The organism is Bombilactobacillus apium, assembly GCF_013385145.1.
GTDB classification, from domain to species: Bacteria; Bacillota; Bacilli; order Lactobacillales; family Lactobacillaceae; genus Bombilactobacillus; species Bombilactobacillus apium.
Genome location: NZ_JABZEC010000002.1, coordinates 133729 through 155589, shown reverse-complemented (window position 1 = coordinate 155589; position 21861 = coordinate 133729). Strand labels below are relative to the sequence as shown.

The window sequence follows — 21861 nt, the reverse complement described above, 5'->3', positions numbered from 1 at the left end:
TATTACTAGTATAGCACGCAGTTGAACTTGCAAATGTGATTCTCTTGAAGAAGGATAAAAAATGACAACCGTTAAAGATGCCTATTATGAAGGTGAACGTTCTCTTTTTGCACAAGAAAAAATGAAAATTGTGAGTACGATTTTTGGCCCCGGGGAATCCCCCCTGAAAGAAAGTCGCCAAATTGAATTGGAGAACTCAATTTTTCAATGGAAATACCCGTTGTGGTATAGTCAACATATTAAAGTATCGCAAACGATTTTTGAAACAATGGCTCGTTCAGGAATTTGGTATACCCAAGATTTGCAGATGGAAGATTGTACGCTGCAAGCACCTAAATTGTTCCGGCGCTGTCAAGATGTGCGCTTAAAAAGAGTTTATTTCGCGGACGCGACCGAAACTTTTTGGACTTGTAATCATCTTCGGCTAGAAGATGTCGAAGTTAAAGGGGATTACTTTGGCAAAGATAGCCAAAATATTTATCTAGATCATGTTAGTTTAGTCGGCAATTACTGTTTTGATGGCTCCCAAAATGTCGAAGTTCATCACTCAACTTTTGTTTCTAAAGATGCCTTTTGGAATTGTCAAAATGTAACCATCTACGATTCAACGCTCAATGGAGAATATTTAGCTTGGAATACGAAGAACTTAACTTTAGTTAATTGTACAATCATCAGTGATCAAGGCTTATGTTATAGCGATCAAGTAACCTTGAAAAATTGTCGGCTCCTGAAGACGACCTTGGCCTTTGAATACTGTACGAATTTGGCTGCTGAGGTTACGACTACGATTGAGAGTGTTAAAAATCCAACGAGTGGTTTTATCGAAGCTACCGGAATCAAAACTTTGATTTTAGATGCAACGAAGGTCGATCCCCAACAAACTCGGATTACCACGAAGACGCCCATTGCTGAGAGGAGAAAGCAATAATGTATGATTTTCAAAAAGCACCCGCCCGTTGGCAAACCGATTCCGTGAAATGGGATATTAAACCGGGAGAATTACCGCTTTGGATTGCCGATATGGATTTCTTTACCGCTCCGGAAATTATTGCCGCTTTGCAGAAGAAATTGGAATTGGGTGCTTTTGGCTATGAAACTCCCCATCAAGATTACTTTCAAGCGGTTGCTGAGTGGTATACTCGAGAACATCAATCTCGTCCCCAAATCGACTGGTTTTTATTCGCGACGGGGGTAATTCCGGCTCTGTCAGCGATCGTGCGTCATCTAACGCAGGCCGGAGATCAAATCTTAGTTCAAGCCCCAGTTTATAATATTTTTTATCATTCAATTGAAAATAATGGTCGCCGGTCGGTTGTCAATGAACTGTATTATCAAGCTGGTGAGTATCAAATCGACTGGGCTGATTTGGCGACCAAGTTAGCTGACCCCTTGACAACAATGATGATTCTTTGTAATCCCCATAACCCCGTGGGAAAAGTCTGGACCTCGATTGAAATTCAAAAAATTGCACAATTGTGTCAAGATAACCAAGTTATCTTAGTGGCCGATGAAATTCATGGGGATTTGGTTTGGGCGGGGCCAGACTATACACCGACTTTTTCACTTCCCGAAAAATTGCGGCGGTCGACAATTACGCTCGTTTCTCCCAGCAAGACCTTCAACTTGGCGGCTTTACATGCAGCCACAGTGATAGTTCCCGATCCTGATTTACGCGCTCGAGTTGAGCAAGGACTTAATCTAGCCGAAGTGGCGGAACCCAATCTTTTAGCCTTACCGGGGACCATCGCCGCTTACAGTCAAGGACAAAATTGGTTGGCGGAATTAAAACAACAATTACGGGCTAATTATACTCAGGCGATTGAATTCATCAAACAAGAACTACCAACTATTAGGGTAGTTTCTAGTCGGGCAACTTATTTACTCTGGCTGGACGTGCAAGTTCTGACTTCTTCAGCGACTGACTTAGCCACCCATTTGCGTACGGAAACTGGGCTGATTTTGAACGCCGGCACGGTTTATCGAGGCAATGGCAAGCATTTTCTTCGCTTAAACTTTGCTTGTCCACCTGAGATGTTAGCTGACGGCCTCCAGCGTTTACGACAAGGTATTTCGACCTACCAAGCTAAATAAATATGCTTTAAAAATCAAAGGTAATAAATAAAGATCTCCCTGAAATTATTTTTTTTCGGGGAGATCTTTGGGTCTGAAATTATTTTTTTGATCTGGGAGCTAGTTAAAAAGTAAAATACTTTGATCACAATTCTATTTTAGTTGGGCAAAATTTTTTGACCTTCGACTTATTGGGGAGTGCTAGTTGCTGGCTGTTGCTGCCCGAGTTTATGCCGCGCCACCCAAGCAGTCAAGATCGGAGTTAAGATCACGACCGCGGTGATTTGGGCAGTTGCCGTTGTTGCCAGAGACTATCAACTGCTGCCAAAGCTGCGGGAGTAGCCATATTTGCGCCCGCACAACTGGAAATGCTACCTCGGAGCCACCAGTTAAGCAGTTGGCAATAATTGTAAAGAAACCACCGACCAGGGTAACAACAACTCCCAGTAAAATACCAGACAGGTCGCTGAAAAAAATTTGTGGGAAATCCATCGTACAACCTAGAGCGAAGCCAACGACGATGATAATTGTGTTCATCCCAGAGTTTATGATTTCCGCCGCTTTATTTTAAGCAGCAATTGTATGTATACAAGTTGATTATTTCACAAATGTTTATGAATTCATTGTAATATAGCTTTAGATAAAGAACTATTATTCTCAGAAAAGTTAAGCTTAAGCCGCCAGTTCCTTATTGAGATTGACTTCTATCTCTAATTAAAAATCAATCTATTACTAAAAGTCTAGGCTCGGAGAAGACTTGTCTTCCTCAAAAAGGCGTGCTACAATGGAACCGTTAACTTAATAGATTTCTTCGAGGCAGGATGAAATTTCCGACCGATGGTGACTGCAATAGCAGAAGTCCATAACCCGCGTTTAGCGGTGGACCCAGTGCGAGTCTGGGACCGACAGTAAAGTCTGGCTGGATGGGAGAAGAATCAATAAAATTTCAAACCGTCATCTATGCTTTTTTAGCATATCTCGGATGAGATCTTATTTGGCTTTCAATCAGTGGCCTCGCAAGTTTATTGCGGGGTCTTTTTTTGTGAGGTGAGCAAGATCAAAGATAAAGACTTTATGAATTTAGCTTGGCAACAAGCCCGGCAAGGTCAAGGACAAACTTGGACTAATCCCTTAGTGGGAGTGGTGATCGTCAAATCCGGTCAAATTCTTGCTCAAGGATATCATCATCATTTTGGAAATTCGCATGCCGAAATTGATGCCTTGAGCCAGTTAACAAATCTGGATCAGGCTCAAGGAGCGACGATGTATGTCACTTTGGAGCCTTGCAGTCATACGGGAAAAACCCCACCTTGTGCTCGGAAGTTAGTAGCTGTGGGTTTGGCACGAGTGGTAATTGGTCAATTAGATCCCAATCCCTTAGTGGCCGGGAAGGGCTTAGCCATTTTACAAGCAGCTGGAATTACCACCCGGGTCTTAGACCAAAGTGGGGGGTTAAATCGAGCTTATAACTTTTTCTATTTGCACAAGCGGCCCTTAATTACTTTGAAATATGCTGCCAGCTTGGATGGAAAAATTAATGCCGCGGGAAATGAACGTACCTATTTTACAGGACCAGAAACTCAAAATGATAGTCAAAAAGAACGAGCTCAGCAGCAGGCCATTTTAGTTGGCGAAAGAACTTTAGAGGTTGATGATCCGCAATTGACGGTCCGAAAATTGACCACGGATTTTCCCCCACGCCGACTGGTCCTAGTACGGGATGTGGATCAAATTTCTCGGCAAGCTCGATTATTTCAATCAGCGGCGCCAATTTGGTTTTTGAGTCGACGACCATCACAACGATCGTGGTCGGATAATGTGCAGATTTTTGTCGATCCACAATGGAATCCGCTCCGGATTAGTCAGTTTTTAGCAGAACAAGGAATTCAATCTCTATTTGTGGAAGGTGGCAGCCAAGTTCAAGCCCACTTTATGGCCGCGGGTTTAGTCGATCGAATCGTGCTTTATTTGGCACCGCTACTTTTAGGGGGCAGCGCTTTGCCGATTGCGCAGGGAATTGCTGCGCCGCAAGCCTTGAAATATCAGTTACAGACCCAGCAAGTCTTGGGCGATGATTTGAAATTGGAATATTGGAGGCGTTAGGAATGTTTACCGGAATTATTCAAGCTAAGGGTAAAGTAGTTACTTTGCAACGAGCAGAAGAGACCGCACGTCTAGAAATTGCGACCTCTTTGACCGCTGATAATCAGAGTCGAGTCGGGGAGAGCATCGCAGTTAACGGAGTTTGCCTAACGATTACGAACTTGCTTGCGGGCGGATTTTGGACCGAAATGATGCCGGAAACGATGCGGCGGACTAATTTTGCCAGCTTAAAGGTCGGTCAAGAAGTCGATTTGGAATTAGCTTTAGCTGCTAATGGGCGTCTTGACGGACACTTTGTCTTAGGACATGTCGATACGACAGTGCAGTTAGTGGAAAGACAAGTGGAACAAAATGCCGTTACTTTGCGCTTCCAGTTTCCCGCCCCACAAAAGCCTTATATTGTAGAAAAAGGATCTCTCGCTCTCGATGGAGTTAGTTTAACCGTCACCACCGTCGTTAAGAATACTTTTGGGGTCAGTTTAATTCCCCATACCCTCCAAGAAACAGTTTTGGGGATTTTAAAAATCGGCGATTGGGTAAATCTAGAAACCGATATTTTAGGGAAGTATCTTGTGGCTCATGAGGAGGTAGAAAAAAATGAAAAGTGAAGTAGTCACGCGAGTTGAACGCGCTGTGACGAGGCTCCAAGAAGGTGGTCTGGTAATCGTCACTGATTCTGATCAGCGTGAAGCAGAAGGCGATATGATTGGTCTAGCACAGTATGCAACTCAACAAACCGTAAATATGATGGTCACCAAGGCGCGGGGCTTATTGTGTGTTCCCATGAGTTTAGATATTGCCCAGCGTTTAGGTTTGCAGCCGATGGTCACCAACGCAACGGATGCTTATGGCACCGCCTTTACGATTAGTGCGGATGCGAAAACAACTACTACTGGAATTTCGGCCGTTGATCGGGCGGACACGATTCGGCAATTGGCCGATCCCAAATCTACGGCTAGTGATTTTTATCATCCGGGGCATATTTTTCCTTTGATTGGTCGCGAACACGGAACTTTGGCTCGAGATGGGCACACGGAAGCGGCCCTTGATTTGGCTCGTTTAGCTGGGGCGACTCCGGTAGCTTATATTTGTGAAATTTTGAAAAAAGATGGCACGATGGCCCGGAAGATGGAATTGAAATCTTTTGCGGAAGGGATGCAGTTGCCGATTTTATCAATTGCCGATCTGCAAACCTATCGCTATATGTTTGATCTGGATGTTGCCCAGTCGATAACTCAAGTTCATTTACCGACCGCGGCGGGAGATTTCGAATTAGAAGCCTTTCAAACGCCGTTTGATTCTGAACCAACTTTATTAATTTCGAAGGGGAAAATTACTCCAAGACAGCCCTTACTGCTCCGGATTCATTCGGAATGCTTGACCGGAGATGTTTTTGCTTCCAAGCGCTGTGATTGTGGACCCCAACTGCAAGCAGCTTTACGTTTAATTAATGAAAGAGGACGAGGGGCGGTCTTATACTTGCGCCAAGAAGGCCGGGGCATCGGTCTAGCCAATAAATTACGGGCTTATAAACTGCAAGAAACCGGATTGGATACGGTTGAAGCTAATCAACACTTAGGTTTTGCTCCCGACGAGCGGAATTACGGCCTAGTGGCGGCCATTTTACACCGGAAGCAAGTAAATGAAGTTAATCTCCTGACTAATAATCCGGATAAAATCCAACAATTAGAAACCTTGGGGATTAAAGTGGTCCAGCGAACACCGCTAGAAATTCCTGCTCAAGCCGAAAATGAACAGTATTTACAAACCAAGAAGCATAAATTGCATCATTTATTAAAGGAGATTAAATAATGGCGGAATATTTAGGACAAATTGATGGTCACGGTCAAAGAATTGGAATTGTCGTGGCCCAATTTAATAGTAATGTGACTCAGCGTCTTCTCGACGGAGCGTTAACTTCTTTAGCCCAATACGGCGTTGCCCAAAATGAAATTACGGTGGTTTGGGTGCCGGGAGCCTTGGAAATACCGCGCGCCGCCCAACAATTAAGCGCCAGTGGCAAAGTTGATGGAATTATCGCCCTTGGCAGTGTGATTCGAGGGGAGACCTCGCATTACGACTATGTATGTCAAGGGGTATCCCAAGGAATTGCAGAGCTTTCTCTCCATGGACCAGTTCCTGTCTTGTTTGGTGTTTTAACGACAGATAACTTTGAACAAGCCATTAATCGGGCTGGTGGTAAAGCCGGAAATAAGGGGAGTGAGTGTGTAACAGGGGTTTTGCAGATGATCCATTTAGGCCCTTGGCTACAAAAAAATTAAATTTAGTTAACTAGAAGGCCAGCGGCTCATGACGAGTTGTTGGTCTTTTTTAGGGTAAACTTATATTTTTTCAATAGAAAAAGGACGATATCTTTCTTATAATTTAATCAGTTACATATTATGAGTGGGAGTGGGAATGACAAAAGTAAAGGCAGCCATCAAGACCCATAAGTTGTTGCTAGCGTTAATAATTTTAATTTTGGTGGGGATAATTATCGGCGGTAGCTACTGGAAAAACCGCAAGGTTGATGTGCTTGCAGACGTTAAAGTAGAATTTTCGGACTATAATCACCAAGGCAGGGTTCAAGTCACGGACAAAAGTAAGCAAGAAATAATGACCAAGCTAATTACCTAGTTGGCGAAAAAGAGAAATTATCACCAACAGCCACGGATTATTTGATGCATTCAATTAGTGAAACCGGTGATACTTAAGGCACAAGACTCAATCTTTGACAGTGATGATCGCTTAAAAGTCCAAAAGATTGCTGATGAAGTTAAAAGTGTGGATTTTAAATTTCAACCAGAAGATAATTTGAAAAACGGTGAGCAGGTGAAATTAATCTTACGCGTTCCGGATAATAGTGTTCCCATTAAAACTGGTAGTCGAACTATAGAAATTAAGGTATCAGGACTTGTTGATCCGCAAAAAGGCAAGGAATTTGCGAAATTACAGCAAGGCCTTAATGATTTTGCTGACAAAAGATATCCTTCCAAGTCGCTAGATCATGATGAACTCTATTACACTAAAAAACCATTAGCAACTTATGCTTTTACTGAAGATCCTACCTTTAGTGAGAGCTCAAAGCCTATCCATGTTGGAATCGTGGATCATTATCATTACAAAGAAATTGTTGTAGGTTGTTTGTATGAAATGACTTCTCACAATCTAACCTTAGATCAAACGAAAACGAAAAATGTATTAGTCTATTACACTGATGTGGCCCTAAACAAGGATCAGATAGATCTTATGAAGTTTGCAGCTGATGATAATGGAAATAGCAAGGTTTTTGATAAGTCACAATCTTTAGCAAGTATCCACCGAGAAATATCTGCTAAGGGAGTTAAGGTGAGGGAATAAGAAGTTAGCCTAAGATATTATTTTATAAAACGTTTGCAGGCCTCCATAATCATGGTATAATGAAACCATAATCTAGATATTAACAACGAAGGGAGAATAGTTAGATGATTACCGATTATCAAACCTTAGACCGAGGAATTAGCCAACGCTTACCTAGATTGGTGATTGCTAAAGACTTAGTTGCCCAAAAGAGCCTTGATTCAGGAGTATCTTCTTGGACCAGCATTGGTTTTAAAGGAAAAGCCGAAACTATTCAAACTTTTAATTTTTGGTTGTTGGGACTCTTTTCTCCTAAATGGAAGGAAGCCTATATTTTGAAACGACTGGGCTATCGCTATCAACTCGCTCAAAAAGATCAAACAAGTATGTGGTTTGAATTACGCCCGCAAGTTTAATTTTTCCTTTTAGTCGTCTGAAAAAGGCGGCTTTTTATTTTCTCTTGCCTTCGAGTATCCTCTAAGGCTTAGAATGAACTTGAATTTGGTGGGAAATCACAGTCGAAATCGACTGCTTTGAAGATTAGTAAAGAAGGGACAAGATTGATGACCGAAACTAGATATCAAATTAGTGAATTCGGAAAATTGGTGGGTTTGACGCCTTTTACCTTACGTTATTATGAACAAGAAGATTTGTTGAAACCTCGACGTGATTCAGTGGGTCAACGTTTCTATACCCAAGCTGATCAGCAGTGGGTCGAATTTCTCTTACATTTAAAGCGGACGGGGATGACGATTCCAGAATTAAAGCAATATGTGGCTTGGCGAGCTCAAGGTCCCCAAACGATTGAACAACGCTTATCCCTTTTATGCCAAGTTCGGGTTGAAGGTCGAAAAAGTTTGGCCGAGCTCCAAGAAAGTCTGACGATTTTAAATCATAAAATCGCTTGGTATGAGGGGCAAGAAGACCGAACGATTCCAGCGACGGAAAGTTTTGCCGCTTATCTGCAACGGTTAGCACCATCGGCGCAGGAAAATTGATTTGAAGTAGCTAAAGTGGAAGTACGATTGGAGGAATTATCATGGTTCAAAAACAGACTGCTGGTCGGGATAACTTGGGACATTTAGCACCCAAGTTTGCCGAGTTAAATGATGATGTCTTATTTGGTGAAGTTTGGGCTCGTGAGGAACAATTGCCGGCACGAGATCGCAGCTTAATTACTTGTGCCGCTTTATTGGCTCAAGGAGCTTGGCCCCAATTAGAGGCGCATTTAAAAATGGCGCAACAAAACGGGGTGACCCAAACGGAAATTGTTGAAATGATTACGCACTTAGCCTTCTATTGTGGTTGGCCTAAGGCTTGGTCCGCTTTTGGAATTGTTAAAAAGCTTTTTCCAGACGCGGCTAATTCGGCAAGTTAGATTGAAGTAAGGCTGATGCTTGAAAAAAACTAGTCTGCTTAGAAGAGCTAAATAAAAGAGCTTACTAAGATCGTTGTTTGTAATGAGAGTGTGACATAAACCGGTAGACAAGGAGTACAATTAACGAAACCCCGTAGGAAAGTAAAGCATTTTTCTGCGGGGTTTCGTGTATTGGACGGACTTGTCTGGCTTATGGAACACGTTTGTTAGGATTTGCTAAACATGAGAATACTTATGTCCCGGTCTCTTTGTCGGGCGGCTATTTCCTATGGTCTGAATTCCCAAAGTATTTTGAGGGTAGAAAGCTTGATATTGTGCACACCAGCTAATTGTCGCCATTTTAATTTCAAATGCGGACTCAATAAACCATTGGATGATTCCAACTAGAGGGAGTCACTTCATTGGCGGCCGCCTTTTTTAAGCGATGGCTTTTTATAATTTAAGTTGTGCGGCAAGATCTCTTGATTTTTTATCTCCGGCTTCGAGAGTCAATTCAACCTTTAATTCTTTACTATTAGTGATGACCACCATAATGGTTGTTGATTTTCCGACGGCTTTAATCGCTGCCAAATCCATTAAAGTCAAAGGTTGACCCGCGGTTACTTGCTCACCGACTTTAACTTGGGGTGTGAAGGGCGCGCCCTCTAATTCGACAGTATCAATTCCTAAATGAATTAAAAGTTCCAAACCTTGATTTGTCCTTCAAACCAATTCCGTGGCCGGTGGGGGCTACAAGGGTGATTTCTCCCGCGATAGGAGCCACAATTAAACCATGGCGCTTGCGGGGGCAGCCTTTAAAGTTTGGACGCCTAGTTTTTGCCGAGTTTCTTTTTTCCCATGGAGGGTAATTTCCGTGCCCTTACTTTCACGTCCAGGTGCCAGAAAATCAAATTTTAGAATGACAAAACGGAAAACAAAATAATAAACTATGAAATAAAAAATACCAACAATTGGTAATAACCACCAGCAGGTTCTGGAACCTTGGAGGGCGCCGTAGATAAGATAATTGATTGAGCCATGTCCAGTTGGTGTTAGGAAACTGGCGCCTAAAGCAGAGGTCACGGCTAAAGTTAGTTCAGCTAAAACGGCATGAACTGCGTAAAGAACCGGGGCAACGAATAAGAAAGTAAATTCAATCGGTTCCGTGATTCCGATAAGGAAAGCCGTTGTTGCCGCTGCAAATAGGGCATCGATGATGGTTTTGATTTTGAGATATTCGATATCTTGGTGACGAGTGATAAAATCAACTACTAATTGTCTAGTACTACTGAGATCCTCGTAACGGACAGCAATTCGTTCAAAAAAGTCCCCATCTAATTTCCTCGGAGTTTTCATTGACAGTCGAGTTCAAAATCGAACTCTTGCCTTTATTCGAGCAGTTTAAAACTCTTTTTTGAACCATTGAAAAAATAATCCTTAAGATGAAATCTAAAAGGATTATTTGATAATTTTATTTTTTAAGAATTCAATTATTGCTAAAATCGAAGGTTCAGTTGTGCAAGTAATTTCAATTACCAGCGGCGATTAAATTTATTGACCGTGCCGCCGCCCCCGTAAAACATGGTCGACATGTTCTAGAGTTTCATTAACGATATCGAGAATATGGGGATCATCTAATTGATAATAGTTCGCTTGGCCTAAACGTTGCGAGCTAACTAGTTGGTGTTGTTTTAAAATTGCTAATTGATGGGAAACAACTGATTGTTCTAAATTTAAACTTTGGCTAATCTGTTGAACGTTTAATTTTTGTTGCTCAAGTATTTTTAACATTTGTAGGCGTTTGGGATTGCTCAATAGTTTGAAAATCCTTTGGCTTTCGAGTAAGTGCTGTGAATCGATGAGTTGTTCAGGGTGTGCTTGCGACATTTTAAAATCTACCTTTATGTTAAAGTAAGCTTAGTAAATGGCTGATGAGACCGCTATCCCAAAAGACATATAAACCAATTACAACATAGCATATTTTCATTAGTTTTTCACCATAGTGAGTCAAGATCCGCTCGATAGGCGGAATCTTACCTACTAATTTGATAATCCCCACGGCAAGAATTGTTAATCCGCCAATAAGAATTAAAGTTCGACCAAAATTACTCCAGGTTTCTCCAGCCAAAACGGGCAGAAAGATAGCCAAATTACAGCCAGAACAAACCGAGAGGTAAGTAATCAAGACCGTAAAAATTGCCGAATGATGTTGTCGCACTTGATTGTCATCATCGTCATCATGAAAGGCTAGATAAATAGGAAGAAGACCTAAGAACCCCAAAATCCATTCGGGAAGAAAGGTGGCCAGAGTACGCCCCAAGACATAGCTTAGAACTAATAATAATAGATTCCCTAGAAGGTAGCCAATTAAAACTGAGCGAAAGCGATACTTCTTTAAAAGAAAGAGGAGCATCAAGAAAAAGTCGAGATTCACACTACAAAAGGTGAGAATTAGTAAGCCATAATTCATAATAGTGCCCTCCTAAGATATGTTATATTTTACATATGTTACTTACAACATATACAATACTCTTCCTGGAAATTAATTACTAGGAAATTTTTTAATTAAAAAACCAACCTCTGAAAGGACATTGAGATTGGTTTTTGGGAGTAATTCTTGTTAGGACTCGTGCCTAGATAATTAAATTGAAGCCGATTTTTAAGCTTCAGCAACGACAACTAAGGATTTGATTGCTTGCCGTTTAACCATGGCTTGATAAGCAGCATCAATTTGGTCCAAAGTAAACTCTTGATTGAAAACCCGTCCTGGATGAATACTTCCATCTAAAACAGCTTTTAACAAGACTTCTTTGTCGTAAGTAGTCACGGAAGCCGGGCCGCCAGCGAAACGAATATTTTGGTAAAAAGCCGTGGCAGCGTCTAAAGGTTGTGTATGCGGTAGACCAACTCGACCGATGATTGCTCCCGGGCGACAAATTTGCAGGGCGGTATCAATCGCCGTCTGATTGCCGACACATTCTAAAACGGCACTCACTCCTTCTTGTTGCGTTAATTGAACCACGGTTTGCGCGACTATTTCTGGATCGGTGCTAGTTACGAAATCAGTGGCGCCAAACTCTTGGGCTAGCGCTTGATGGTCTTGATGATGGCCTAACAAAATGATCTGTTGAGCTCCTAACATTTGGGTGGCAATGACCCCACATAAGCCGACCGCTCCGTCACCAATGACGGCTACACGACTTCCGGCTTGGACTTCAGCGACTTTAGCGGCATGGTAACCAGTCGCCATGACGTCAGCTAAAGTTAACAAAGAGTTCAACATTTCCGGGCTATAATCTTGGGCTTTTCCGGGAACTTTGACTAAAGACCAGTCGCCATGTTGATAACGAATATATTCGCCTTGATCACCATCACTAAAATTGTCGGCATGATTTTGGCAACAACCGTCAAAACCGGCCCGACAAGCGGCACAATGACCACAGCCATGGGTAAAAGGAGCAATAACTAAATCTCCGGCTTGAACCGTCGTGACCGCGTCTCCGACTTCTTGGACAATTCCTAAAGCCTCGTGGCCACCATTGATTGAGGCAATAGCTTTTTCTTCGAGGCCTCGATAAGCCCAGAGGTCCGAACCGCAGACGCAAGTTCGAAGAACTTTGATCAGAACGTCATCGGGAGCCTGAATGGTTGGCAACGGAACTTCTTTAAGCTCTACTTTTCCCGGTTGGACAAAAATAGTTGTTTTCATTTGGTAATAAATCCTCCTTTAATTAGTTGAAATTAGTGAAAAAATAACAATTTATAATTCTCGTACTAAATTATACCAAGTTTCTCCGGCATGCTGTGATTGGGACTGCCCCGCAACTTGGTAGCCGTTTTTTTGATAAAAAGCAATCAATTCTTGCAGACAAGTGAGGGTAATTAGTTGCCGCCCTTGTTGTTGAGCTTGTTGGGCCAATTGTTGCAGTAATTGACTGCCCAATCCTTGTTGGCGGTAGCTAGGAGCGACGACTAAGCTGAGAACTGTTTGAAAGGGATCTTGGGGCTGATTGCTAGTGACGATCTGGAAAAGATCATCAGTAAGATAACGTTCTTGAGAAGTGGGACCGACGATATAACCGACCGGTTTAGCGACAGAATTATAAGCGACGATGAAAGTATCAGGAATTTTTTGAATTCGTTGGCGCATACTGGCGGGTGAAGCAGCTTCTGCTGGGGAGAAGCCACTATTTTCTAATTCCATAATTAAAGCAAAATCTGAAAGTTGTGCTGGGCCAAAAGTAACGGGCATTTCCTACCTCCTTTCCTAAGTTTAATTATAAACCTAATTTTTTCTGGGAGAAATTGATCTCAACCTAGGCCCCAAAAATGGAGATAAAAAGGAACCAACAAGATCGCGGGGAGGAGATTGGCGACTTTGATTTTGCTAGCTAGGAGCATATTTAAACCAATTAGGGCAATTAAGGTGTTGCCCACTAGAGAAATTCCCGTGAACATTTCTGCAGTTAAAAGTGGCTTAATCAGCGTTGCTAAAAGAGTGATTCCGCCCTCAAAGATGAGGGTTGGCAGCGCCGCAAAGGCACAGCCGATCCCGTAGACGGCCGCAAATAAGACCACCGTAATGCAATCAATGGTTGATCTAATAAATAAAATTGAAGGATCATGATTTAAGCCATCCTGGAGGGAACCGACAATCGCCATTACCCCGATACTGACGGTTAAAGTGGAGGTGATAAAGCCCAAACTAAACTGATTATTTTCAGAATTATGAAAATGGCGCGTCAAAAAATCACCTAAGTGGTTGAACCCGGCGTCGAGGTCCAGTAACTCGCCGATGGCGGTGCCTAAGGCCAGAGTAATGATAAGTAAAATACTTCCCCTGGCGGTCAAGGAATTTCCTTTGATTACCAGCATCTGGCTTAGACTGCCGGAAAGACCGATAAAAATAATTCTTAGACCTAAAGCTTGTAAAATCATTTTTTGGAGTTAGCAGTTAACCACTGACCAACATTATCTTGACCACTAATGTTCATTAGACCGCGTGGACCAGCGTAAATTTCTTGCTTCCAGTTATCGCGATAGGCTTGCCGAACTACCGCCATAATTTCTGAGATGGATAAGGCTTTTTTAACATCGTTTTCTGTGATTTGAAGCATGGTGCTTCAGCTACTCTGCCTAAGATAATCAGGACTATTTTCCAAATTGAGATTGCAATCAATTTCTAAGCAAACAGTATATTATATAAGTATGTGATTGTTTTAGCGAACGCTTTCTTAAAAATCCTAGAAGGTTAAACTTGAGGATAATAGCCTGTAAGAGGGGGAGATAATATTTTAAAATTTAGAAGAGGAAAAATAATTTATTAAATAAAAAATTAGATTATCAAGATTTTAGATACAAAGATCTTTAAACAAATCAATCTGATTATTGATCCTGATATTCCTGATAGTTATACTTGATCTGAAGGGTAAGAAATTTTAGTTATGAACTACAAATTGGGATCAGTTTTCAAATTTGGAAAATAAGTCAGGGGGGTATTTAGAAATAGGGCGCCGTTCCTCTAAAGCTAGACAAAAAATCCAACTTCTGAAGGTCGGTACATAGCAGGATAGGACTTAGTTTATTTATTTGATTTTTGTTCCATCGTTCGAAAATTCCAGTTGAAAAACTGATCTAGTTCGAAGTAGATTTCTTGCTGAACTTTAATTTAATTTTGATATATGGGGGAGTTTATGAAATTATTAGTAATTCAGGGAAGCCCTGATGCTCAATCTTTTTGTCATGCCAATGCTCAAGCTTACTATGAAAAAGCGCAGTCTCTTGGTCAAGACGTTCAGTTAGTTGACTTAGCGACGGCTCAATTTGATCCCAGTCTTCGTTTTGGTTATCGCCAGCACATGGCTGATGAAAGTTTTCCACAAGCCGTTCAGACCCAAATTGCGGCTGCGGATCATTTAAGCTTTTTCTTTCCCATCTGGTGGTCGGCTGAGCCGGCAGTTTTAAAGGGGATGTTGGAACGAGTTTTGACGCCAGGCTTTGCTTATCATTATCGAGGATTGAGTTCGGAAAAATTATTGAAGGGCAAAATCGCGGATCTTTTTGTTTCTTGTCATGCTCCAGGATTGGTTTATCGACTTTATGGTGGCCCGATTAGTCGTTGGAAGCATTATGTCTTAAACTATTGTGGAATTAAATTGGGACAAGTTAAGATCCTCGGGCAGATGGACTCCGCCAAAGATACTAAGCAACGGCGCCAAGAATTCATGCAGCAATGCCAAGCAACTTTAGACAGGAGAAACTGATGACTCACAAATATTGGAGTTCGCGGACCAGAACGCCGCATAGTTATAACTTTTTTTATCAACGGCGGCATGATCCCCGTTGGCGAGCCGATTTTCTTCGGGTACGAGCTCTTCGCCGGCGTCGTTTAGGCTTGCGTTTGGGGGGAATCGTCATTGTCTTAATTTTAGGGGGTACGGGAATCTGGGCTTATCAAAAAGTTGCCCCGAAGCCGACCCCCGCCAGGACGGTAAAAAGTTCTACTCCAGCGCCGGCCGAAAAGCCTAAGTCCAAAAAGACGCCAGCTCCAGCTCCCGATCCCACTCCCCAAGAAAAACCAGCCCAGGAAGACTCCGCTACAACATCAGCGCCCAAAGAATCCAGAGATCGTCCTTCGACTCAGAGCACAGCAGTTATTGAAAGTTTAGTGGGGATGGGCTTTCGAATCACGCCCACTTTATATGATAATCTTTCAGTAAATCAAGCCATGGATGAAAATAAGGCCCCGCAAAATTTAGTCCATGATGGCGTTACGGTGGGGTATTTTCAAGATCAAACGACGGTTTTGACCCGTTTGCCAATGGCCAATTCAGTTGATCAATCTCCCTACCAAGTTACCGAGCAGACGATTCAAGTCGATCAGATTCATCAGGTTCCTTACCGCTTTGAAAATGGACAAGTCCATTTTCAAACTTGGACCACTAAAGATGAAAAAGGCCATGTGATTACTTGGCAATGTGAGCCTTATTCGGGGGCGAAAACAGTCCTTGATAATTTACCGAAAAAATCAGCTCAGTAAGAAGTTTAGACCTCTAATTTAAGCTAAAAAATCTCACTTTTCCGACTTGGGAAAAGTGAGATTTTTGTTGACTTCTATTTAATATTTATGAATTTTTAAAGTGAAAGCTTGGCCAGAACCGACAACTGCTTGGCCCTCTTGAACGGCTCCCGTGGTAAAGTGATATTTTCCGTTAGGAATTTTGCGCTTTAATTTCTTTAAACTCTTGGCACTCGTGAGATATAAGGTAGTGGTGACTTCGGTAGTTGCTTGGGGTTGGAGATGATTTACGGAAGTTGAAGCTAAAACTCGATAGCCCAGATTTTGCGTTTTTCCTTGCGGAGTCCGGAAACTCTGGGCCAATAGTCCACCGTCTTGTAAGTGTAAGACTTTGTTAGTTGAGTTTTGGACCTGAGCTGTAACCCGAAGGTAAGCGATGGCACCATCACGGGGAACCGAGCTTCCTTGGGGAAGGGGATAGCCCGCCGGGAGATCAAATTCCTGCGGAAGATGAGCTAAACCTAAGACTTGATAACGGAGATTCTTGATGGTTAAGCCCCCAGTTTGGAGATCAGACGCAGTTCCTCGGGCTAGAAGACGATAACGATTATCTTTTTCGTCAAGATAGATCTGCCGAGGATTTTGGAATTTATCGACAGTATCGACCCCTTCCAGACCTGTATCTTGCGGAATAGTCACCATTGTTGTTTTTTGACTAGCAGCAGGATTGCGGACATCGAAGAAAAGGGGTTTTTGATAATTATTTAAGACTAAAATAACGATGGTTCGGTAGGATTTATGGGGTGCAATTTTTTTAGCGAAGTTGGCGCGCCATCTTTTTTCAACATCAAGATTGTCTGCTCGCCAAGTGGCATCTAACATCCCAAAATCAACCACTTTCTTAGATTGACGAAATTCTCCGGATTGCATTAAAAGCTTATAAGCATAAGCGGCCTTGTCGGTCCGATTGGTAATTGTATAAGAAACTGCCAAAGTTCGCCCACTGAAGCCGAGAACTCGGTGGGCTCCCGTAAACTTGATTTGGGCACTTTTGGTGGTTACTGTGGGCTGAGCAAAAGTTGCGCGATCAGCAGCCTGACTAAGTGAGGAAAACTGGCTCCAACAACATAAGGTGACCAGTAAGCTAAAGAGTGCGAGAGAAAACTTACTTTTCATTTTTATTTAATTCTCCTATTAAAAGCAGCTTTTAGGGTCGTCAGCATTTGGACTGTGAAACTGAGCAAACGTAACTTTCATTATAATACATTGGAGTTAATGGTGCAGGAGACGATGTCCCAATTTTTGGATCATAGTTCGATAAAAGTGGAATTCTGGGGTTTTGCGAGTCAACCAAAAGAAAACAAGTAGACCGAGAATCTCCGCAAAGATCTCATAAAAGATAAATTCTTTCCAAGCATGGGGTCCAATTAAAGAGGCCAGACCAAGGCCACTTAATAAAGCGAGCAAGGAAATTAAGAAGTAACGACAATAACGAATTAAGTAAGGTTTGAGGGAACGGTGGAGACCGTGACGATAGACAATCAAAGGCTCCCACCAAGTATTAATGGCAATATTGCTGATTAAATTGCCACAAACCACGCCGTAAATTCCCCAATTTAAACCCAAAACAAGAATTAAAGAAATGACCAGATTAACCCCAGCTTCAACAAGTGATTTCCAGCGGAGCGACCAGTATAGGCCCATTCCTGAAATAAAGTTTTGAATCGGGTATCGCGCTTGGTTGACGAGAAAGTTGGCCAAGATAATCATCACAACTTGGGGAGTGAGGAGGTATTTAGCCCCCGCCCAGATGTTAATGAAAAAATTAATTCCCACGGCCAAGCCGAGAACGAGGACGATATTGATAACGGAGTTTAGATAAAGCAGTTTAAATAAAATATCTTCTTTTTTGTCAGATTCGGAAGTGACATTGAGATTTCCGATACTGGCCACGACGGCTTTTAAGGCCTGAGAAAAGAGAGAATTAACGCTTTGAATTAATAACATATAGTTGGCGTATTTCGCGACATAGGCCAAACCGACTAATGCTGAAAGAATTAGATTATCGGTTCCCATCACCACAATTGAGCTGATATTCGAGGACATGGAGCCCACAACATTGCGCTTGATTTGAGAAACCGTCTCGTGAGTGGGCTTTTGAATGGAGACTTGCTCGGTCTGAAAAACTTCGGGATGCCGACGCCGAGCCATCCGGGAAAGTTGCCAGTTGGAAAGAGCGACGCAGACTAATTGGATAATTAAAAAGAAGAGATAAGATTGCCAAACAAGTATCACAATAATTTGGGTGCCAAATTGCAGGGCCCGAAAGCAGAAATCGTTGAGCGAGTTTAAATAACCTTCTTGAGTCGCCATCAAATAAGAACGTTTATAGGCCGCGAAATAAGTCGCCGTAGTTCCAATCAAATAGAGCACAAACCAGCCGCTAATTTGACCGTTAGAAAAGGCACTCCCCTTAATAAAAAAGTGGACCAAGGGCGCCAAAAGGCAACCAATTACGGTAATCAAACTACCGATAATTAAGTAGACTTTGCGATACATAACTAATAGTCCCCGTAGAGCGGGAAGGTCATTGTTGGCAATCGGCTGGTATAAAGCAACCGTAATCGCAGTACCAATTCCCAGGTCCGCAAAACTTAAAAAACTGATCACATTGGCAAAAAGACTATTGAGTCCCAAGAAACTTTGAGAAAGTTGATGGATAAAAACTGTTTGGACCGCAAATTTCAAGATCAGGGTCACTAGTTGGGTAATTAAGACTGTCCCACTATTCAAAGTGGCTAATTTAGTTCGATTCATGACTTACCGCCTTAATTTCAAGCTGAGAGATTATTTTTTAGGGATGAAATAAAGTATTTTGGGTGAAAATGGGAATTAATTCCAGCGGAATTCGCTTACTGGCAGATAGTAGATAAAAGGCTACAAAATAACCGCCAAAGTAGATACAAGCCGCTAAAGTTAGTTTAGGAACTAAAGGATCCTTGATACTGCGCAGTTCGTAAAGAACTAAAACCGCAAAGGCAAAGAGGAAAATAAAACTATTTTTAACCACCCGACCAAAGTTATAGGCTAAAGGCAGGAAAGGTAAAATGAAAATTCCCGTGGCGATAAAGGCCCCACAAATTCGCGCCACTTCCTGGCTATGGTGATCAAGTAGCAAGTGTTTTTTTTGCAGGAGCTGAGTTAGTTTGAGACAGAAGAAGAGATTGCCCACAGCATAGGCGAAATCAACGTAAGCAATTCGATTTAAAGTCCCGCGAGCCAAATAATTGGAAATCTTGCTGGCTAGACTCCCCAGAAGAGCGGATAAATCAAGACTGCCTAAGAAAGCGGCGATTTGTTGGCGCAAGAAAGGAATTAACATTAGGACGTATAAGACTACGCAAAGATAGAAAATTCTTTGCCGCCATTTTTTCTGCTGCCAGCAAAGATAAATTGCAAAGGCTGGTAAATAGAAAACTCCGGTAGACTGCATGCTGATTCCTAATAAGATAAAGAAAAAACTTCCCCATAAATGGCGCTTGGGTGCCAATAAGCCAGCTGCCACCGCCATACAAGCCAACATTAAAAAGTTACGCAACTGCATGGTCTCCTCGATGAAAGGAACCATCGGGTAGAAGAACCAAAAGAGATTTTGAGGCAGCTGAAAGCGAGTCAGCATGAAGAAGTAACTCGCAAAACCAACCCCCACCAAAACCAGGCGATAAGTCCAATAAGACATCCCAGTGGACGCTAAAATATTTTGAAAGAGAACGTAGCCTTTTTCAAAAGTTGGAGCATAGAGATAGGGATTATTGAAGTATTTCATATACACAGCAGTATCAATTGGAGTGGTCATCAGCGGGACATAGGCAAATAAAATTGCCAAGACGCCCGCCAAAACTAGCCAGATCCAGCGAGCTGTGGGCGCCTTCCAGGCGGCGATTCCGGTCGCCAGCCAAGCACAAGTGAAAGTTATTAATTCCATTAGATCAATTCCTTTAAATAATTCAACAATTTGAGACCGGCGAAAAAGTGACTGCGCCAACAAAGGTAAATTAACCGGGCATAAGTTTGGCGCAGCCAACTAAGCTGGGCGTCTGCTTGACATTGGTGAAAAAACTGTTGATAAGTTGCTTGCTTAGTTTGAGGGCAGGTCTTAATCCGGTAGTTATATTCGGCAACAGTGGCGGTGAGTTTGCGTAAAGCATAGCTAGCCACGGCTGTTTTTTGACTGCTGGTCACTCCTTGCTTTTCGGCTTGGTCCAACAGATAAATAATGCTTGTAAAAGTTGCCGCAAAAGAGTTTCCCTGCGCCGCCGTTAAGAGCGAACCGGGACGTTCCCGGACATAATAATAGAGGCATTCCGGAATTAAGACTACTTTTTGGGCTTGGGCAACTTTCAAGGGAATAATGGCACTGTCCTCAAACTTAATTGAACGGGGAGGAAAGAACCCCTTCTGCCAACAAGCCCGGGTAAATAATTTATTCCAGGCTACCGCCCCAGCAGTGGCCGGCGTCGTTCCCTGATGGACTTCGCGAATAATTTGATCGGTCGAACTTTGTACATCATAGGAGTTAAAGACGACAATATCGGCTTTTTGTTTTTGAGCTTGGCGAACACAGTGGTCTAATAAGTTTAAATCAAGATAGTCGTCGGGGTCAAAAAAATAAATATAACTTCCCCGAACGTACTGCAGACCGGTGTTGCGGGCGGCAGCCAGACCGCCATTGGTTTGACTATAAACTTCGATCCGTTCGTCTTGTGCTTGAATTTGTTGGAGTTGAGCTAAAGATTGATCGGTTGAACCGTCATCAATACAGATAATTTGGAGCTTAGAATAAGTTTGTTCTTGCACACTCTTTAAGCCTCTTTGGAAGAGGTCTTGGAGATTGAAGACCGGAACAATTACGGAGACTAAAGGATCAGCAGTTGTCATAATTAAAGACCTCCTTGGGACTTATTGCTCATAGATGGCTTTTTGCGGAAAGGTTTGAGCTAAAATTTTCAGCGACTCTTGGGCTTGGGTGATATCGGCTTGGGATGCAGTCTTATCATTCAAAGCTAACATCCGAGTTTTGCGGGGATGTTCTAAAATCTGAGCCAAGCGATCAGGTTCAGTCATGGTTAAATATTGCCCAAAGTGATAGGAACGCGGACTAACTTGACCAGAAACAATTTGATAATAGCGTACCAGCCAATGAGAAATATCGGTTCGGTCGCGAAATTTATTTTGTAAAAGCTGTTGATAGGCTTGCGGATATAATTTGAGGACTTGTTCAAAATTAGCCTTGGTGTAGGAAACACCCACATGTGGATCGTAAAAGCGGGTGAAGTAAGGTAACACGCTGAGAAAAAGCGACATCATGGTTGGTAAAAAACCATTTTTAAGACTGAGGGCTCGCGGCCAGTTGTGGCGGAGCCAAGTTCGTTTGGAAAATTGCTGATTAATCAGACTGATGTTGTTAACCGGGATATGACTGAAATCATCCCGAGGCATTAAGACGAATTGACTCAAGGTATCTTTGGGCGCTCCTTGAGCAGTAAAGAAGTCTTGCGGGTTAACCGCCTGGGTAAAGAGAAGATCATCATTTAATAAGATAAAATGTTCACTTAAACCAGGAATGTGCGCCACATTCATTTCAATAACGTTAGAATTAAAAGTCGGCAAAGCTAGGGCAGGAATAAATTCGCGATGGTCAACTAAATGGACGGTTTTCAGGTCTAACCAAGTAGGTACCTGTTGATCGGTTAAAAGCCAAATTTGATTTACCCAGGGAGCAAAACGGGCGATGGAGCGTAAGAGGAACTTGAGAGTTCCCCAATCATGGTAACGTTGTTTACTTTCAGCCGTTGAACTGTTTTTAGAGGCCGGTAGATATTGAGCTCGCCGGGCTTGCCATTTGGGATCAGCACCATCAACCCACGGGATGACAAAATCAATCGGAAATGAGATCTGGGAAGCTCGCACAGCT

Annotated in this window: 27 protein-coding genes and 1 riboswitch; of the genes, 13 read left to right on the top strand and 14 right to left on the bottom strand. The window is 42.5% G+C overall.

Annotated elements, in window-relative coordinates:
- The first annotated feature begins 61 nt into the window (after positions 1–61).
- The gene (locus HU830_RS02810) at positions 62–928 is read left to right on the top strand and encodes a DUF3737 family protein (RefSeq protein ID WP_176942274.1); all 867 of its coding nucleotides are present in this window, start codon (positions 62–64) and stop codon (positions 926–928) included.
- Positions 925–2091, top strand: coding sequence for a MalY/PatB family protein (locus tag HU830_RS02805; RefSeq protein WP_176942400.1), 1167 nt, complete (start codon positions 925–927; stop codon positions 2089–2091). Before HU830_RS02810 ends, HU830_RS02805 begins: the two co-directional genes overlap by 4 nt.
- Before the next feature lie 207 nt (positions 2092–2298).
- Here the strand turns inward: HU830_RS02805 and HU830_RS02800 are convergent, their stop codons facing one another.
- On the bottom strand, positions 2299–2607 hold the full coding sequence (locus HU830_RS02800; protein ID WP_228765744.1) for a 2-keto-3-deoxygluconate permease: 309 nt from the start codon (positions 2605–2607) through the stop codon (positions 2299–2301).
- A gap of 266 nt (positions 2608–2873) precedes the next feature.
- Positions 2874–3009, top strand: a riboswitch (FMN riboswitch).
- Positions 3010–3117: 108 nt separating this feature from the next.
- Between HU830_RS02800 and ribD the strand changes: the two genes are divergently transcribed.
- From ribD to HU830_RS02755, 9 genes are all read left to right on the top strand, one after another.
- The gene (ribD, locus tag HU830_RS02795) at positions 3118–4173 is read left to right on the top strand and encodes a bifunctional diaminohydroxyphosphoribosylaminopyrimidine deaminase/5-amino-6-(5-phosphoribosylamino)uracil reductase RibD (RefSeq protein ID WP_324196271.1); all 1056 of its coding nucleotides are present in this window, start codon (positions 3118–3120) and stop codon (positions 4171–4173) included.
- Positions 4174–4175: 2 nt separating this feature from the next.
- On the top strand, positions 4176–4781 hold the full coding sequence (locus tag HU830_RS02790) for a riboflavin synthase (RefSeq protein WP_176942273.1): 606 nt from the start codon (positions 4176–4178) through the stop codon (positions 4779–4781).
- Positions 4771–5985, top strand: a complete 1215-nt coding sequence (ribA, locus tag HU830_RS02785; protein ID WP_176942272.1) for a GTP cyclohydrolase II — start codon at positions 4771–4773, stop codon at positions 5983–5985. Before HU830_RS02790 ends, ribA begins: the two co-directional genes overlap by 11 nt.
- Positions 5985–6455: a 6,7-dimethyl-8-ribityllumazine synthase gene (gene ribH, locus HU830_RS02780; RefSeq protein ID WP_176942271.1), complete on the top strand. Its 471-nt coding sequence runs from the start codon at positions 5985–5987 to the stop codon at positions 6453–6455. The genes ribA and ribH overlap by 1 nt, the downstream gene beginning before the upstream one ends.
- 136 nt (positions 6456–6591) lie before the next feature.
- Positions 6592–6810, top strand: a complete 219-nt coding sequence (locus tag HU830_RS02775) for a hypothetical protein (RefSeq protein ID WP_176942270.1) — start codon at positions 6592–6594, stop codon at positions 6808–6810.
- A gap of 57 nt (positions 6811–6867) precedes the next feature.
- On the top strand, positions 6868–7533 hold the full coding sequence (locus tag HU830_RS02770) for a hypothetical protein (protein ID WP_176942269.1): 666 nt from the start codon (positions 6868–6870) through the stop codon (positions 7531–7533).
- A gap of 104 nt (positions 7534–7637) precedes the next feature.
- Positions 7638–7928, top strand: a complete 291-nt coding sequence (locus tag HU830_RS02765; RefSeq protein ID WP_176942268.1) for a hypothetical protein — start codon at positions 7638–7640, stop codon at positions 7926–7928.
- Positions 7929–8075: 147 nt separating this feature from the next.
- Positions 8076–8510, top strand: coding sequence for a MerR family transcriptional regulator (locus HU830_RS02760; RefSeq protein ID WP_176942267.1), 435 nt, complete (start codon positions 8076–8078; stop codon positions 8508–8510).
- A 41-nt stretch (positions 8511–8551) separates the two neighbouring features.
- Positions 8552–8890 carry a carboxymuconolactone decarboxylase family protein gene (locus tag HU830_RS02755; protein WP_176942266.1) on the top strand — a complete coding sequence of 113 codons (339 nt, stop codon included), beginning with the start codon at positions 8552–8554 and terminating at the stop codon, positions 8888–8890.
- Between the two features lie 432 nt (positions 8891–9322).
- On the opposite strand, the gene HU830_RS02750 is transcribed toward HU830_RS02755, so the two are convergent.
- The 8 genes from HU830_RS02750 to HU830_RS02715 all read right to left on the bottom strand — a co-directional run bounded on the left by HU830_RS02750 (position 9323) and on the right by HU830_RS02715 (position 13986).
- The gene (locus HU830_RS02750; RefSeq protein ID WP_176942265.1) at positions 9323–9577 is read right to left on the bottom strand and encodes a PTS sugar transporter subunit IIA; all 255 of its coding nucleotides are present in this window, start codon (positions 9575–9577) and stop codon (positions 9323–9325) included.
- A 78-nt stretch (positions 9578–9655) separates the two neighbouring features.
- A complete protein-coding gene (locus HU830_RS02745; protein ID WP_176942264.1) occupies positions 9656–10225 on the bottom strand; it encodes a PTS transporter subunit EIIC in 570 nt (189 codons plus the stop codon).
- A 195-nt stretch (positions 10226–10420) separates the two neighbouring features.
- A complete protein-coding gene (locus tag HU830_RS02740; protein WP_176942263.1) occupies positions 10421–10756 on the bottom strand; it encodes an ArsR/SmtB family transcription factor in 336 nt (111 codons plus the stop codon).
- A gap of 19 nt (positions 10757–10775) precedes the next feature.
- On the bottom strand, positions 10776–11339 hold the full coding sequence (locus tag HU830_RS02735; protein WP_176942262.1) for a cadmium resistance transporter: 564 nt from the start codon (positions 11337–11339) through the stop codon (positions 10776–10778).
- Between the two features lie 189 nt (positions 11340–11528).
- On the bottom strand, positions 11529–12578 hold the full coding sequence (locus HU830_RS02730; RefSeq protein ID WP_176942261.1) for an alcohol dehydrogenase catalytic domain-containing protein: 1050 nt from the start codon (positions 12576–12578) through the stop codon (positions 11529–11531).
- Positions 12579–12629: 51 nt separating this feature from the next.
- Positions 12630–13121 carry a GNAT family N-acetyltransferase gene (locus HU830_RS02725; RefSeq protein WP_176942260.1) on the bottom strand — a complete coding sequence of 164 codons (492 nt, stop codon included), beginning with the start codon at positions 13119–13121 and terminating at the stop codon, positions 12630–12632.
- A 59-nt stretch (positions 13122–13180) separates the two neighbouring features.
- Entirely contained in the window at positions 13181–13807 is a 627-nt protein-coding gene (locus HU830_RS02720) for a DUF554 domain-containing protein (protein ID WP_176942259.1), read from the bottom strand.
- Positions 13804–13986 carry a hypothetical protein gene (locus HU830_RS02715; RefSeq protein WP_176942258.1) on the bottom strand — a complete coding sequence of 61 codons (183 nt, stop codon included), beginning with the start codon at positions 13984–13986 and terminating at the stop codon, positions 13804–13806. The genes HU830_RS02720 and HU830_RS02715 overlap by 4 nt, the downstream gene beginning before the upstream one ends.
- 576 nt (positions 13987–14562) lie before the next feature.
- Between HU830_RS02715 and HU830_RS02710 the strand changes: the two genes are divergently transcribed.
- Both HU830_RS02710 and HU830_RS02705 read left to right on the top strand, forming a co-directional pair.
- Positions 14563–15132, top strand: a complete 570-nt coding sequence (locus tag HU830_RS02710) for an NAD(P)H-dependent oxidoreductase (RefSeq protein ID WP_176942257.1) — start codon at positions 14563–14565, stop codon at positions 15130–15132.
- Positions 15132–15908, top strand: a complete 777-nt coding sequence (locus HU830_RS02705) for a hypothetical protein (RefSeq protein WP_176942256.1) — start codon at positions 15132–15134, stop codon at positions 15906–15908. Before HU830_RS02710 ends, HU830_RS02705 begins: the two co-directional genes overlap by 1 nt.
- 78 nt (positions 15909–15986) lie before the next feature.
- On the opposite strand, the gene HU830_RS02700 is transcribed toward HU830_RS02705, so the two are convergent.
- The 5 genes from HU830_RS02700 to HU830_RS02680 all read right to left on the bottom strand — a co-directional run bounded on the left by HU830_RS02700 (position 15987) and on the right by HU830_RS02680 (position 21857).
- Complete coding sequence (locus HU830_RS02700) at positions 15987–17063, bottom strand: DUF4352 domain-containing protein (protein WP_176942255.1); 1077 nt, start codon at positions 17061–17063, stop codon at positions 15987–15989.
- A 96-nt stretch (positions 17064–17159) separates the two neighbouring features.
- Positions 17160–18704, bottom strand: coding sequence for a lipopolysaccharide biosynthesis protein (locus HU830_RS02695; RefSeq protein ID WP_176942254.1), 1545 nt, complete (start codon positions 18702–18704; stop codon positions 17160–17162).
- Positions 18705–18741: 37 nt separating this feature from the next.
- Complete coding sequence (locus HU830_RS02690; protein WP_176942253.1) at positions 18742–19872, bottom strand: EpsG family protein; 1131 nt, start codon at positions 19870–19872, stop codon at positions 18742–18744.
- Entirely contained in the window at positions 19872–20825 is a 954-nt protein-coding gene (locus tag HU830_RS02685; protein ID WP_176942252.1) for a glycosyltransferase family 2 protein, read from the bottom strand. Before HU830_RS02685 ends, HU830_RS02690 begins: the two co-directional genes overlap by 1 nt.
- 21 nt (positions 20826–20846) lie before the next feature.
- A complete protein-coding gene (locus HU830_RS02680) occupies positions 20847–21857 on the bottom strand; it encodes a stealth family protein (RefSeq protein ID WP_176942251.1) in 1011 nt (336 codons plus the stop codon).
- Between the last annotated feature and the right edge of the window lie 4 nt (positions 21858–21861).